This window comes from Paenisporosarcina macmurdoensis (assembly GCF_042658845.1).
Lineage (GTDB): Bacteria > Bacillota > Bacilli > Bacillales_A > Planococcaceae > Paenisporosarcina > Paenisporosarcina macmurdoensis.
The window spans coordinates 188,805-202,898 of record NZ_JBHSRI010000007.1 but is presented as its reverse complement, the minus strand read 5'-3'; the positions used below and the strand labels follow the sequence as shown (position 1 = coordinate 202,898).

Sequence of the window (14,094 nt, the reverse complement as noted above, 5' to 3'; positions counted from 1 at the left end):
CCTGGTCCAAGGATCTTCCGGCTGATTGCTATATCCAATTTAAGAAATAGAAAATGCCTTTCTGACAAAAGTCAGAAAGGCATTTTCTTTGAGAAGAAACAATGTGTTCATTATTTGACGCTTACGTTTCAATGCAGTTGGTCTTGTATGTAATAAAAACACTTCCGACTCTTCCCAGGAGGAATCTGTAGTTACAGCTAACCAACAACCATCAGCACATTCCCCCAAATAAGCTTTGACAAATCCAACTGTATTCGGCTCTTCTTTTTTGGAACAAGACCAAACTGTTATAACCTGATGCTTATCCATTAATTTAGTTGATATCATTAAGAACACCCCTGCACTCCACTATACTAAAGCGATAAAGTGTTTTGTAAGGATATTCGAACTATTTCGACATTCGTAAAATAAGTACCCGCAGCATATGAGATGTTCAAGCAATTTTATTGTATGATCATCTTATCTTCTGCATTACAATATAAACAAACCATCGCAGACTTTCTATTTTATTCTCCATCAACTCATAAACAGATACTGACTTAACAAACCCCATTAATCTGCATCTAAATGCTCCAAATTAAATCCTTTTGTCATTTCATTTCTCCTTTGTAAAAACAAAAAGAACGCCCATATGGACGATCTGAATTTCACAGATTTTATTGGAATCTTATTTCAATTGAAATTAACTCCTTACCGCTATTTACATACGTTTCTCCGGTATCCAAAACCACTTCAACTGGTGAACCATTTTCTTTAATTGCTCTTAAATGAGCGATTACATCCCAATATCCCGCGGTATCGTCTGCGACAGGTATTAAAATTTGATTGCCATTTGTAAATTTAAGTATTATCTCCACCGCTATTCTCCTTCCTATATATATCCATATTCTACGTAATAGGAAGAATTCTAGTTAGGTGTTTCCCATACGGGCCCGCCAGAAATAAGGAAGTTTCAATTAGTGGTACTGCATCAAATGTTCACAAACTCAATCCTTCTGTCATGTTCATCTCTCCTTTAAATCTAATTATTTTCGAAAAAAAGCTCATGCATGGACGTTCCTTCATGATAATTTCTTTTATTTATGGTTTATTTTGGTTTCAGTACAATGTATATCAAGTTGCGTAATTTCTTCCCTTTCACTTGATTTGCATGTAAACAATTTCTGATCTATGAGAATATTCCTTTTTGACAACCATCTTGGCAACAATGTTTATCTTCACCATTATGTTTTTTGTAAACAGTTATACATCGCCCAATATAAATTATAGATGGCATGCTCCATCTTTTTTATATCAGTATTATTCAACTCATCTTTTTCCTCATATAACAAAATTGTTTTGTATGGTTCAATCAGTTCATTTGTAATAACTTCCAATCTAACACTTTTTGCTTTTACCAATCCAAATAAGGAACCACCACCTGATTGTCTCCTTACATCATTTTCCATTGTAATTTCACTTATTATTTTTTTGTTTAATTGAATTGAAATTTTTCGAACTCTATTTAAATCAATAACTTTATAATCAAATGAATTTTCAACCTCATCCAATTGTTTAATAAATATTACCTTCATTGTTTCAGGATTTACTATGTAAAACTTATTCGCAGTGCATAGATCAATTTCGTCACCTAGCGACACTTTATACTTACTTAACTCTTTTAAAAACCATTTTTCATAATCTATAGTTAGTCTCTCCGCGCTATTAATTTGAGATATTTCTTTTTCATTAGTTGATGAGCTCACTGATCCCAATAGTGTAAAAATAAATCCACTAACAATTAATAAAAAATTCCCCACTTCTTTTGGTTCAATAAAACCAACAAAAATACAGATCAGCCCCAAAAACACGATTCCTATTCTCATAAATTCTATCTCCTCAATACCACTTTATAAAATGTAAGCACTATTAAGTTTATGATTGTAATGGAAAATGAGTACAACCCTATTTTCTTGCATTCCTTATGATTTCATGTCCGGCTTGAAACATATATAGAATTATTCTGCGCCATTATTGGTATTTGCAAATTAAAAAAGTCCCACCCAATTAAGAGTGAAACTTGTCCTATTTCCTCATGGTTCAATTTGTAGAATTGACAGGGACTCGGAAGAAACAGGTAGACCCACAATAACTTCGTCAGGGAGATTTCCTCGTATGCACTGTTTTTTTACTCATTTTTTGTATGTTTACTTGCCGAACTTCCACCACTTCTTCTTTTCTTCTTTAGCAGCTGCAATTTCAGATTTAACTTGAGTTTTAACTTCTTCGAGCATTAACTTTTTATTTTCTTGAGATTCTCGGAGTGATTGAACAAATACTTTATCATGCTTATCTTCAATTCTCTTTAATTGTACTTTTAGCTCGTTGTTTTGATTTGCAATGGCAGTCATAACGTCATGGAGCTGTTTTTCTTGAACTTTAAGAGCAGAAGATACAGCTTGTTCAACTAAAGCCATAACGTCATAACTATTTGATTTTTCTTCGCTAATAGCGTCATGACCATTCATTTCGCCAATTTTCTTAGCGACTTTTTCAATCGTCATACCGTCATACTTTATTAGCTCCATGAACTTTTCCAAAGTTTGAATATCTTCGGCAGTAAAAAATCTATGGCCTTGCTGATTCTTCTGGAATACATAGCCACCGTCTTTTTCCAAAGCAGCTATGTATTTTTTGTATAGAGATTCCTTGATGTCTAGCTGGTTCATTACGTCACTAGGTTTATATATCATCGTCATAACGGCATACCCCCATGCTTATTTATTCGTCATGACGTTATGATACTCCTTTGTCGTTCCTCAATCCTTGTTATGTATTAGTTGATTGAGATACATTCATGCGCTCGATCCATTTATAAAACGTGTTTACCTTTATTTCATCCAAATATTGAACTTCAGCTACTGCTATGAATTAATTACGGTATGTGCGTTTGCTCCGTCCTAGGTGATTTCCAATGTTATAACTCTAAGAAAGATTTGGCTCATAACTTCATATAGTTGCGTATAGCATCGATGTAGCTCCACTCGGTTTTACGCCCTGGACGTCTATGCCTTAGAAATCCCCGGACTGCCCCATAAATTATGACACATTCGCTCATTATGCCAATCGTCGGAGGTAAAATCGCTCGCAGCCGCTCATATATGTCTAAAATTCTAGCAGCCACCTTATACTGGCATAATCGGACATATTCGCCCATCTCCACATGTATGTAAACAGCAAATAAAAAGAGCGGGATTTTATTCCCACTCATAAATAACGTTTTCAATTTTATAATTACCATCAATTTCTTTAAAAATAATTACAAAAACAAAATCACCATAAAGTTCACTGATTTTATATTCACTAACTTTAATAAAATTAATGTTATTTTCTTGATAATATTCGATATTTGTTTTATCAGTCCAACTATAAGCATTACCCCAGATAATAAGATGATTATCATCAGAACCTGGTACTGAATACTTTGTTTCTCCATCAACTTGTGATTCTGTCATTCTTTCAAAAATAAATCTATCTATAAAAGCTTCAGTAAAATGTGGACTGTAAATTTCTTTTACTTGATTTATTGTATAAAATTCACTGTCAAAAACTTTCCATTGGGTTTCTCTAGCCATGTCAACAAGTGCATTTACCTCTTGTTTACTTAATTGTTTTGGTAATACAGGAGTAACTAGTTGAGGTTGTTTTTCAACAGGTTTTTCTTTAACTACAACTTCTTTTTGCTCTTTTACTATAACTTCTTCTTGCTCTTTTATTACATCTTCCTCTTGCTCTTTTACCACAATTTCTTCTTGTTCTTTTACTACGATTTTTTCAACTTCTTCTTTTTCACACCCAATTAAACAAACAACAAATAATAACCATAACAACTTTTTATTCACTTTTTCTCTCCTCCGTACTCCATGTACTGTTTATATAATATGATATAACTTTATAATTATTACCAATATATTACATAATTATTACAAAGAGGTTACAATTCCCAAAAAAAGAATGGTAAAAAAACATAGTTAGAGCTAGTGTATTACGTCCAGGTAAATCCACTTTGATTCCACTGCGAATTAGCTGCGTGAACAGGATCCGAATACTGTGGACATATAAATTTGCAACGTCGATTCTTTCAGCAGCTCCCATGCCCTAATATTGCACTTAGACTGACGACTTAATTCGAATCAATCCGCTTAGACCAATGTAGCAGCTCTAGTCGCAGCAGCACGACAAAAAGAGCCGCAAATGCTATTAGGCAATACGTTCACCTAATCGCTTCTACTACTCATATCTATTCTATTCCTATTAATGCACGCTCCTCTTACAACTTAAAGTCACGTAGGCTATCAGCTATCTCAACATTTCTGATACCGATATACCGCTTCGTGGTAGCCTGGTCGCTATGGTTGAAAAACTCCATTAACGTTGCGACGTCGTTTGTTCGCTTGGAGTAGTGGTAGCTACTTTCAAGGCGTCTCTCATATCTGCAATCTCACCCGCATTCATAAAAGGTTGTACATCGATTGTTGCGCCTGTTGGACTCTAATTCCGACAGGTTCTTTTGTTGGCGTTACCGGCGTCTGCTGTCAGCTATATATTTTTTGTATAGAGATTCTTTGATGTCTAGCTGGTTCATTACGTCACTAGGTTTATATATCATCGTCATAATGGCATACCCCCATGCTTATTTATTCGTCATGACGTTATGATACTCCTGTATCGTTCCTCAACAAATGCCATTTTCTAAAACTTTTCATTCACATTGTATTGGAAGCGATATAATCTTAAATACGGTGTTATAGGTCTCAACCAGTTGCTCCATTTCCCTTAAAAATCTACGGTTTCAGATGACTCGCTATTTTTGCCTTTTTTAAAATAATGGGATATAATACCAATTACCAAGATGATTATGAGGGATACGTGAAGGAGAAAATGACTGTAGATGTGCTACAACTGGTTGTCGATGTATTGAAGGAAAATAAATCTTTATATTTATTTGAATAGATCGTTCATCGTTTATTGACCACAAAAATGGTGAAGTTAGGAGCAAAGCATGAAAACATTCAAATTCACTAAAATACAAAAAGCTATATTTGGTGTCGCCATATTCGGTTTAATTGGTGCACTCGTTTATAGCAATATGAAACCAGATTTACCTGTATTTCTAAAAAAAGATATCATTATGACTGAAACGATTGCCGAAGATGGCGGAGCAATAATTGAAGTTGAAGAAGATGTAAGTGTTATTGAAGCAGAATTTCCGTTGACCATGTCAGATGAATCGGTGAGAAATGCAATTCACTCAATGTCACATCAAAAGATAGTAGCAGAAGATGATGAAAAATGGGGTGCAAAAATCCCATTAACACAAAAACGTGTAGAAAGATTGCTTGAAGTAGTCGAAGTTCGTCAACATGACGATAATTTTAAGCATGAATCAGTTTACTTTGAAATTTTAAATCTTTGGGTTGATGGTGATTTTTCACAGTCCGCCCGAGATCACAACAATTTATGGTATATGGAAAATGGCAATATTGGATATGCTACAGGAATTATGTCGCATGATGAGGAAATGGAGTATATAAGAGTTAATTTTGATGTGAATGAATAACAAAAAGGTCAGTGGTTTCACAAGACCCTTTTTCTGTATTGATTTATAAGAATCACGATTACCTCTGAACTTCTGTACTCACCTACAATGATTTCACCGTCTGACGTGATAACACGTGGTGGAATTAGTTTTTCATATAATTTGTACTCTTCTTTTCGTTTGCTGATAATTTGGTAATCCAGTTTATTTGTTCGTACGACCTCGTGAAGCTCTTCAAAAGTGAGATAGTAAATATCTTCTTTTTCATGAATAACGTTGGCTAGTATGAGTTGTTCGCCTTCATTCATTAAAGCCTGCTTAAAAACGAATTAGCGATTAACCGTGCAGTATTTTGGATATTCACGAAAGCCTATAAAATTTCGGATTTCGTCGATCATTCGTTTTGTTTCTTTGGCTTTTTGTTCACCATCCGGTAATAGTGTTGACGTACCATCTTCACTCTCAAAGAACAATACACTTTTGATTCTGTTCTCAATGGCTTGATAGGTTATTTATCGATTGCGCTAATACTTTTTCTTCTTCTCTACAAAAAGCTTCCAAGTAAATTCTAAATATTTCACATCAAGTGTATGTCCTTCTTTCATTTTTAATTTCGATAAATGATAGTCATCCTCCGCTTCGAAAATACAATGAACTTCCTCGGTTTGAGGATTAAGAGCAAAATATAAATCATCAAATTGTGCGTGACAATTAGGACATAGAATTATGATATTGTAACTGTTATCATCACCACGATGATTGTTATTGTATGGTTGAATATGATGTCCTTCCGAAAGAAATTCACTATTAGCCTTTCGTAATTTAAAGCCACATAACTGACATTCGTTATCATAAAGATTTTTCAGTTCTCTAGATACCTTGCTATCTCTAACAAGTCTTTGGATGGTCACATTTTGCATCTCAAGATTCCTCTCATTAAAACAATCAAACTCCTTTAAATCTTCTTCGTCTATATCATTTTCACTAGAATATGCACCAATTACATTAGGATGTCTTCTTTGTTTTGGGAGAATGTCTTCGAGGTTCCAATCATGACCAACAATGTCTTTGTTTAAACTCCTTCGGATGGATAAATATTCATTAAATGCGTCATCAAAATAAGTGTTTCGTTCTTGTTCAAGCAATATTTGGTAAATCCCCTGTCCCTTTGAAGAGACTAGTATGTAAAGCATCATTGTTCTAATCAATAGTCCTGTATTAATTCTTTGATTCCCTACAAATTCACGATTACTTGCAAGTTCAAATATCCTTAATAAATTATTGATTTTTGAATTATTTAATGGTTCATTTTCCTGAATTAATAGTGTGTCCAACCCGTCTTTTGCGCTGCGAAGCTTTAAGTAGTTCTGTAAATGCGCAAAAGTTGTCTCATTTATAGACAACCATTCAAGTAGTTCAGAATCAGAATCAGTTCTACGAATATTTTTAATCCGATTGTTTTCCAAATCAATATCTTGTATCGATAAAGCTATAAAGTCCTCTTGTTTAAACATATGGAAAAAGGAAAGTGAACACATTAAAGATAGCAAGTTTTTATCGTAATCACTACGACAGCTGATTTTATCACTTAAAATAAATCGCAGTTCTTTTGGAGTTAGAAAAGTAACGTCGTTTCCTCTATCAAGCTCTTCTGTTACAAAAATTGCTTTGATATTGTTTTGAAGCTGATAGTAAACATATTCGTCATCAATAAACTCTTCTTCTTTTAGAAATTCTAAAAAGTGCAATAAACTTGGACGAACATTGTTTGATTTTCTTTTTATAAGTGATAAACGATTAATGTTGAACATATCCATATAGTCTGTTTTTCTAGCCCTTTCTAATACGCAGTTCTTAAAATAATCATCAATGACCACCATATAACGGATAATAGTACGGGGTCTAAGCTTAGCTTTTTCAGTAGCAAAATCCGTAAATTTAGATGCAAGAATTTCATAATCTTCTAAACTCAGCATAATAAATCTCCTTTAGTCGATGCTTTATAGCAATTAACGTGTTTCTGAATTGTCTAAACCGGAGTTAATTGAATCCTTCTTTCAAGCAACTTTTCTTACTGAATTAATCGTAATATGAAATTAAATCTTTATAATCAATACCTATCTCACAATTCTGTAATCTATCTTTTCTAGCCAAATATAATGCTCGTATTATTGGTTCTTTTTCTTCTAAAGATGCATGATGAACCGCTTTGTGACACAGAGGACACAACGGCACAATATTTGCTTCTACATCTAAACTTTTCTTGAATTCCATTTGAAATTTCATAGGGATAAGATGGTGGGCTTCAACATAATTACGGCCAGTTGTGTTTGAAGTGAAAGACAAGTGATTATCATTAAATTCACACTTATAGTTTGCTTCCATAACTGCTCTCTTAGAGGTATCAATATTTCTAACCCATCGTTGTGATTTTTCTCTCAAGGGTACACTGATTGGGTCTTTAGGGACATCCTTAATAATGATAGGAGGCCTTAGAATCATTCTTTCTATAGCATCTTGAAAAGATTCCTCATTCGTTTCCTCTATAACATAATTAAGTTTTTTTCCATGTAATAAATCACAAAAAACAGGGTACATATGAATATCTAAATTTTGCTGCACTATATTAAATCCTACAAAATCATCCCAAACCTCTTTCATCTCAAGACTATTAATTGGACTAAACACCGCTATAGAAGAAGGTATAAATCTATATGAACCTCTGTATACACCACCGAGCCTTTTATTAAATACCACTTTTTGATCAAGAATTGCTGAAGCAACTATATGGGCTTTATATTGGAACAAAACTAACGTACCTCGCTCCGCATTCAGTCCCTTTGTATAGTTAAAATCTTTATAAGGTAATTCGTTTTTAAACCATTCTTGTACTTCTTGAATTGACTGTCCTGTGAATTCTGGGTCACTATCAGCCATTGGTAAAATTCTAATCCCTGGTATCTCTGCAAGTCCTTTACCAATTATTGTTTTTATTCCTTTCTCAAATTGTTCGATTTCATCTTTCAAAATATGTAGCTCTGAATTTGCTTTAACTCTTCCAAACTCACTCATTCTCTTCTGTAATTCTTCAAATAGTTCTGGCATATCCCTCTTCACAAACCATGTTTTAAGTGTAGCTTCTGTTTTCCTACCATCAGCAACAGTACCATCTTTATTATTGTACTTATGTGCATTCATATTTTTATAGCCTATATACTTACTAGGAGCGAACAAATCTAATTCTTTTATGTAATACCATTGTCTAAAGTGCGAAAGGAATCGTTTCCTCATTTCTTTATTTTCTTTGAGATCATCGTTAAATTTAATTATATTTCTTCTTACATCTTCTATGTCATCTATCAGGACAAATTCCGTCATTATAAATACTCCTTAGACATTTTTCTATATATTACCATATTGTATTAGTACTCTGTCTATTTATTTGAAAAAAAGCTACAGAGAGCAGTTTTTACTGATATCTACTTATAATAGACAGTGTACTTTTTTCTCTATAATTTTAATTGCTACCTTGTTTCCCCTGTCTATAAGCACCTAACCACTCCGTCCAAACTTATTACTACTGTTGTAATCTTTCAAGTTTTATCATCGCAGGCATCTGCTGAATAATGATTACCGTTTGCTCGGGAATTACCATAATACTATCTAATTAAATATTCACGGCAAACAATCCATTTTTCTTTGTCATAACAAAAAATCTTCCAATTCAATTGAATTGGAAGATAGTCTCGTATCACATTCACATAAAATGATAGGGATAAAAAAAGGGATTATGTCGCTTGGACCGAAACCCCGACCTAATCCCCATTCATCTACAAACCCTTATTTACCAAGGATTGATCACCTGTATAATTTACGTCCCAGGAGGGATTCGAACCCCCGACCGACGCCTTAGCTTACCACCATAGCTTTCGCTACCAATGTACATTGTTTGTAGTCTGGACTATATCTTCACCATTGCAGGTGCGACACGTGTAGTCTCTACGGAACCTCACGTCGAATGAACGATTTTTAGCATTCTTACCATTACTTGCGTAATCATTCAGATTGCCTTCTCTTCACCAAAGTGAAGCGTAAGTTTCCTCGGTATTGCCATCAGCATGATCTGTTAAGGTTTCACCGATATAGTGTCGTCCACTCCACAGGTTTTTGTTTCCCTGTAAAGGCTCCTAATATCTTGAAGGGCGTTGCTCTATCCAGCTGAGCTACTGAGACTTGTGTAATTCAGTTCGTTTCGGAAATGAAAGACAATACTTAGTATAGAAATTTTACCAGCTAAAGTCAATGTTATTTTTCACTTATTACAAACTTTTTTTGTTCGAGTTCTTTATACTTATTTGAAAAGAACGTCACAACCCACTCAGATGGCGTTTTTTCAATGATTGCATAGCTTTTTTCTTTACGTCCTCGAGGTAATTCTAAGCTGCCAGGATTAACGAACAACATGCCATCAATTAGTTCTGCACCTAAAACATGGGAATGTCCGAAGAGAACCACATCAGCTCCTACTTCTTCCGCTCGATAACTAAGGGGCAGCATCGTCGATTTCACTTGCCATAAGTGACCGTGTGCCATAAAAACCTTGACTCCGTTCACTTCGGTGAAAACTTCAGCCGAATAAGAAGAATCCCAGTCACAATTGCCACCCACGACGAAAGCACCTTGTAGCGATTCATGTTGTGTATCGAGTTCGCTGTCTCCGCAATGAAAAACAGCATCTACAGGACCTACTGCATCCCTGACTTGATCAATTGAATTCGTTTCTCCATGTGTGTCACTCATCACTACAATACGCATCCACTCGCCACCTTATCTTAACAAGTTTGGTAATTCTTCATCGATTTGCTTAATCGCATTTCCACGATGAGAAATTGCCGCTTTTTCATTCGGTTGTAACTCAGCCATCATTTTTCCTAATGCTGGTACAAAGAATATTGGATCGTAGCCAAAGCCATTTGTTCCTTTTCTATCATGTCCAATGACCCCTTCGCATGTACCAAAGGCAGTTTTGGTTTCCATACCTGGACCTGCTAGAGCAATGGCACAACAGAAACGAGCCGTACGCTTATTGTCATCTACATGAGCAAGTTCGGTCAAGACTTTTTCCATATTGGCTTCGTCACTTTTGTCTAGCCCTGCATACCTTGCAGAATAGACCCCTGGCGCACCGTTTAAAGCGTCTATTTCAAGGCCGCTGTCATCTGCAATAACAAACGTTTGTAAGCGCTCAGCAAGCGCCTCCGCTTTTAATATCGCGTTTTCTACAAACGTCGTGCCAGTTTCTTCAACGTCCATATCTTGCGCTACGTCATGAAGCGTCAAAACTTTAAAGCCGTATGGATTGAAGATGGCTTCAAAGTCTTTTGCTTTCCCTTTATTTTTAGTGGCAATAATCACTTGTTTCATAATATGGACCCTAAGTTCTCACCGATTCTGTCTGCAATGTCGCCAAGTACTTCTCTTTGAATCATCACTAATTGTTGAATTCCTTCGTCACCTAGATCAAGTAGTTCGTTTAATTGTTTTCTTGTAAACGTAGCTTCTTCTCCAGTACCTTGTAGTTCTACAAAATTACCTGAACCTGTTTGAACAATATTCATATCCACATTAGCAGACGAATCTTCTACGTAGTTTAAATCCAAAATAGCTCCTAAATTTTCATCAATACCTACACTCGTTGCAGCTAAAAAGTCCGTTACAGGGAAAATCGGCAGTTGTTTTTCATCTTGTAATTTTGCAATGGCCATTGTCATCGCAACAAAAGCGCCTGTAATCGAGGCTGTACGTGTGCCCCCATCTGCTTGGATGACATCACAATCAATCCACAATGTGCGTTCGCCTAGAGCTTCTAAATTCACGACTGCTCGCAATGCTCGTCCAATTAGACGTTGGATTTCCATCGTCCGTCCACCAATTTTACCTTTTGATGCTTCTCGTTGAGTACGTGATCCTGTTGCACGAGGTAACATAGAATACTCTGCTGTAATCCATCCTTTACCTTGTCCACGTAAGAAATGTGGAACACGTTCTTCGATTGTTGCCGTACAAATAACTTTTGTTTGCCCTACTGTTATCAAAACGGAACCTTCTGGGTGTACCAAGTAATCAGTTTCAATGGTAACTGGTCTAAGTTCTTTTATATTTCGTCCATCATGTCTCATCTATTTATTGCCTCCTCGAATACGTTCGCGCACTTATCGTATCACATTTTCTGTAAACGAATCAAAACCCGAAGATTCCTTTTTCAAGGAACCCCGGGTTTTATTTAAACGATATTTGTTCAATCGTTGGGTTTACTATTTCAAGCCATTTGGTAATAGTGGTCTTAAACATGGGAATTGAACCCGTTGTGAAGAAAATGTGAGATTGGTCATTCACATCTTTACGTTGCATCCGATAATAGTTCAGAATTTCTTCTACATCGTCAGCTGTTTCTTCTGCAGACGATAAAACAGTAACATTCGGACCGACCGCCTGTTCAATATGGTTTTGTAATAAAGGGTAATGTGTACACCCTAAGATTAACGTATCAAAAGACTCTCTTAACAGTGGTTCAAGTGTTTTGCTCACTAACTCTTTTGCAAAATCACCTTCGTATTCACCACTCTCAACAAGTGGCACGAAAGAAGGACACGCAAGTGGCACGATATGACACGATGATGATAAGGACTTCAAAGCTTGCTCGTAAGCACCACTTTGAATTGTACCTGACGTGCCTAAAATGCAAACTTCTGATCGTTTCGTTGCTTTTATTGCTGCTCTCGCTCCCGGGAAAATAACACCCACAACTGGGAACGGACATTTTTTTTGTAAAGATTCGAGCGCGACCGCTGTTGCGGTATTGCATGCGACAACGAGCATTTTTATGGAATGAGCTTGTAATCTTTCTGCCATTTGCCAAGTAAATTTCCGCACTTCACTTGCTGAACGCGGGCCATATGGACATCTCGCTGTGTCTCCAATGTAAAGAAATTGCTCATTGGGTAATCGTCGCATGAGTTCTTTGACAACCGTTAAGCCGCCAACACCCGAATCAATTACGCCGATAGGTGCATTCACGAGATTCGCCTCAATCCTCTTTCATTTCTACATGAAGTTTATGTAGTAATGTCGACAATTGTTGCACTTCTGGCGCATCGAAATCAGTCAAAATGTCTTGCAGATAATCTTGACGTTTTTGAATTACTTCTTCAATAACACGCTCGCCTTCTTTTAATAAATGAATGCGAACTACGCGTCGATCTTGTTCATCACGAACACGCATAACAAGTTGATTTTTTTCCATACGATCAACTAAATCAGTCGTTGTACTAAACGCTAAATACATTTTGGTCGAAAGGTCACCAATTGTCATATCTCCATGTTCAAAAAGCCATTGCAATGCGATGAATTGAGGTGGTGTAACTGTATAATTGCTTAAAATTTTGCGTCCTTTTTGCTTGATGATTCCTGATATATATCTTAGTTCTTTTTCTAAGAAAGCTACTTGTTCTTGATCGTGTTGTTTTTTTGAAATTTGCTCTGTCATGTGCAACATCCACTCCCTGAATACATTTACTTGTATATTCATTGTGACGGCTTTAGTGGAAATTGGCAAGACCCACTCAGTCGAGTGCTAATTCGCCTAGTCGTAAAAGTTCTAAGATTGCTTGAGATCTCCCTGATACGCCTAACTTTTGGATAGTATTCGAGATGTGATTTCTCACCGTTTTCTCACTAATCTTTAGTTGAATGGAAATATCTTTCGTTGAATAATCACGCACTAACAATTGAAAAATTTCTCGTTCTCGTCCTGTTAATAATGAACGATGATGTGCTCTTTCTGACAAAATACGCCCCTCCTATCCACTCTTCCTTGTAACGTATGTAAAAAGAGGGGTAGCGGTGACGGCTAATTGGGTAGGAATAATGATTTTTCTTGTTCCGTCCAAGGTGAACCTTTTCCAGTGGTTTTATTAATTTGCACAATAGAACCTCTTCCTGTGAAAACAGTGTCGCCTTTTTCGTTTGTCGCATGGTAATGAATATCAACCGACGAGTTACCCACCGATGCAGCTTTCACATGAATTTGAAGCTTTTCATCAAAGAAAACTTGTTTTACGTAATCACATTGGAGGTCTGCTACGACAGGGATAGTAAGCCCTTTCGGATCAAGCCAATCGTTCATTAAACCGATGTGTTTGAAATATTCAATTCTCGCAAACTCAAAATACGAAAAATTATTTGTATTATTCAAATGACCATACATATCCGTTTCACTAAAACGCACTTGAACTGGCACTGAATAAAAGAAACCACTTGCCCATTCCTCTGGATTTTGAATATAATCTGCACGCATAATTGTTTGCCCCTTTGTTTTTAAGAATAAAATGAATCGTGATTCATTGGTTTTTATTATTGTAACAAAGTTTCATTCGAAGTGAAAAGATTTCATTGGAGATTCAAAGATGACACGGTGATGATTTGAAGGGGTTTTGGTTGCAACTTTCTTGATTTCG

Annotated in this window: 15 protein-coding genes and 1 pseudogene; 1 reads left to right on the top strand and 15 read right to left on the bottom strand. The window is 35.8% G+C overall.

Going from position 1 to position 14,094, the window contains the following annotated elements:
• Positions 1-39 precede the first annotated feature (39 nt).
• The 5 genes from ACFPYN_RS07505 to ACFPYN_RS07485 form a co-directional block, all read right to left on the bottom strand.
• Positions 40-327: a hypothetical protein gene (locus ACFPYN_RS07505; protein WP_377733362.1), complete on the bottom strand. Its 288-nt coding sequence runs from the start codon at positions 325-327 to the stop codon at positions 40-42.
• Positions 328-656: 329 nt separating this feature from the next.
• The gene (locus tag ACFPYN_RS07500; RefSeq protein WP_377733361.1) at positions 657-857 is read right to left on the bottom strand and encodes a hypothetical protein; all 201 of its coding nucleotides are present in this window, start codon (positions 855-857) and stop codon (positions 657-659) included.
• 366 nt (positions 858-1,223) lie between these two features.
• A complete protein-coding gene (locus ACFPYN_RS07495; protein ID WP_377733360.1) occupies positions 1,224-1,865 on the bottom strand; it encodes a hypothetical protein in 642 nt (213 codons plus the stop codon).
• 321 nt (positions 1,866-2,186) lie between these two features.
• A complete protein-coding gene (locus ACFPYN_RS07490; RefSeq protein WP_377733359.1) occupies positions 2,187-2,738 on the bottom strand; it encodes a DUF3967 domain-containing protein in 552 nt (183 codons plus the stop codon).
• Between the two features lie 498 nt (positions 2,739-3,236).
• Positions 3,237-3,881 carry a hypothetical protein gene (locus ACFPYN_RS07485; protein WP_377733358.1) on the bottom strand — a complete coding sequence of 215 codons (645 nt, stop codon included), beginning with the start codon at positions 3,879-3,881 and terminating at the stop codon, positions 3,237-3,239.
• A 1,160-nt stretch (positions 3,882-5,041) separates the two neighbouring features.
• Here ACFPYN_RS07485 and ACFPYN_RS07480 point away from each other — a divergent pair.
• Positions 5,042-5,599 carry a DUF6241 domain-containing protein gene (locus ACFPYN_RS07480; RefSeq protein WP_377733357.1) on the top strand — a complete coding sequence of 186 codons (558 nt, stop codon included), beginning with the start codon at positions 5,042-5,044 and terminating at the stop codon, positions 5,597-5,599.
• A 71-nt stretch (positions 5,600-5,670) separates the two neighbouring features.
• On the opposite strand, the pseudogene ACFPYN_RS07475 reads toward ACFPYN_RS07480, so the two are convergent.
• From ACFPYN_RS07475 to ACFPYN_RS07430, 10 genes and pseudogenes are all read right to left on the bottom strand, one after another.
• A pseudogene (locus ACFPYN_RS07475) lies at positions 5,671-6,015 on the bottom strand (phosphoenolpyruvate synthase); the annotation flags it as partial.
• An 87-nt stretch (positions 6,016-6,102) separates the two neighbouring features.
• Complete coding sequence (locus ACFPYN_RS07470; protein WP_377733356.1) at positions 6,103-7,554, bottom strand: HNH endonuclease; 1,452 nt, start codon at positions 7,552-7,554, stop codon at positions 6,103-6,105.
• A gap of 103 nt (positions 7,555-7,657) precedes the next feature.
• Complete coding sequence (locus ACFPYN_RS07465; RefSeq protein ID WP_377733355.1) at positions 7,658-8,956, bottom strand: HNH endonuclease; 1,299 nt, start codon at positions 8,954-8,956, stop codon at positions 7,658-7,660.
• A 927-nt stretch (positions 8,957-9,883) separates the two neighbouring features.
• On the bottom strand, positions 9,884-10,393 hold the full coding sequence (locus tag ACFPYN_RS07460) for a metallophosphoesterase (protein ID WP_377733354.1): 510 nt from the start codon (positions 10,391-10,393) through the stop codon (positions 9,884-9,886).
• Positions 10,394-10,405: 12 nt separating this feature from the next.
• Positions 10,406-11,002 carry an XTP/dITP diphosphatase gene (locus ACFPYN_RS07455; RefSeq protein ID WP_377733353.1) on the bottom strand — a complete coding sequence of 199 codons (597 nt, stop codon included), beginning with the start codon at positions 11,000-11,002 and terminating at the stop codon, positions 10,406-10,408.
• Positions 10,999-11,757: a ribonuclease PH gene (gene rph / locus ACFPYN_RS07450; RefSeq protein WP_377733352.1), complete on the bottom strand. Its 759-nt coding sequence runs from the start codon at positions 11,755-11,757 to the stop codon at positions 10,999-11,001. Before rph ends, ACFPYN_RS07455 begins: the two co-directional genes overlap by 4 nt.
• A 100-nt stretch (positions 11,758-11,857) precedes the next feature.
• Complete coding sequence (gene racE, locus ACFPYN_RS07445; RefSeq protein WP_377733351.1) at positions 11,858-12,655, bottom strand: glutamate racemase; 798 nt, start codon at positions 12,653-12,655, stop codon at positions 11,858-11,860.
• A 10-nt stretch (positions 12,656-12,665) separates the two neighbouring features.
• Entirely contained in the window at positions 12,666-13,124 is a 459-nt protein-coding gene (locus ACFPYN_RS07440) for a MarR family winged helix-turn-helix transcriptional regulator (RefSeq protein ID WP_377733350.1), read from the bottom strand.
• A gap of 76 nt (positions 13,125-13,200) precedes the next feature.
• The gene (locus ACFPYN_RS07435; RefSeq protein WP_024534303.1) at positions 13,201-13,425 is read right to left on the bottom strand and encodes a helix-turn-helix domain-containing protein; all 225 of its coding nucleotides are present in this window, start codon (positions 13,423-13,425) and stop codon (positions 13,201-13,203) included.
• Between the two features lie 62 nt (positions 13,426-13,487).
• Complete coding sequence (locus ACFPYN_RS07430) at positions 13,488-13,934, bottom strand: acyl-CoA thioesterase (RefSeq protein ID WP_377733349.1); 447 nt, start codon at positions 13,932-13,934, stop codon at positions 13,488-13,490.
• Positions 13,935-14,094 lie beyond the last annotated feature (160 nt).

Excerpts from the sequence above, each read along its gene's own strand:
- ACFPYN_RS07490 (WP_377733359.1), bottom strand. The coding sequence starts at position 2,738 with ATGACGATGATATATAAACCTAGTGACGTAATGAACCAGCTAGACATC.
- ACFPYN_RS07470 (WP_377733356.1), bottom strand. The coding sequence starts at position 7,554 with ATGCTGAGTTTAGAAGATTATGAAATTCTTGCATCTAAATTTACGGAT.
- ACFPYN_RS07460 (WP_377733354.1), bottom strand. The coding sequence starts at position 10,393 with ATGCGTATTGTAGTGATGAGTGACACACATGGAGAAACGAATTCAATT.
- ACFPYN_RS07455 (WP_377733353.1), bottom strand. The coding sequence starts at position 11,002 with ATGAAACAAGTGATTATTGCCACTAAAAATAAAGGGAAAGCAAAAGAC.
- rph (WP_377733352.1), bottom strand. The coding sequence starts at position 11,757 with ATGAGACATGATGGACGAAATATAAAAGAACTTAGACCAGTTACCATT.
- ACFPYN_RS07440 (WP_377733350.1), bottom strand. The coding sequence starts at position 13,124 with ATGACAGAGCAAATTTCAAAAAAACAACACGATCAAGAACAAGTAGCT.
- ACFPYN_RS07430 (WP_377733349.1), bottom strand. The coding sequence starts at position 13,934 with ATGCGTGCAGATTATATTCAAAATCCAGAGGAATGGGCAAGTGGTTTC.
- ACFPYN_RS07480 (WP_377733357.1), top strand. The coding sequence starts at position 5,042 with ATGAAAACATTCAAATTCACTAAAATACAAAAAGCTATATTTGGTGTC.
- ACFPYN_RS07495 (WP_377733360.1), bottom strand. The coding sequence starts at position 1,865 with ATGAGAATAGGAATCGTGTTTTTGGGGCTGATCTGTATTTTTGTTGGT.
- ACFPYN_RS07465 (WP_377733355.1), bottom strand. The coding sequence starts at position 8,956 with ATGACGGAATTTGTCCTGATAGATGACATAGAAGATGTAAGAAGAAAT.
- ACFPYN_RS07505 (WP_377733362.1), bottom strand. The coding sequence starts at position 327 with ATGATATCAACTAAATTAATGGATAAGCATCAGGTTATAACAGTTTGG.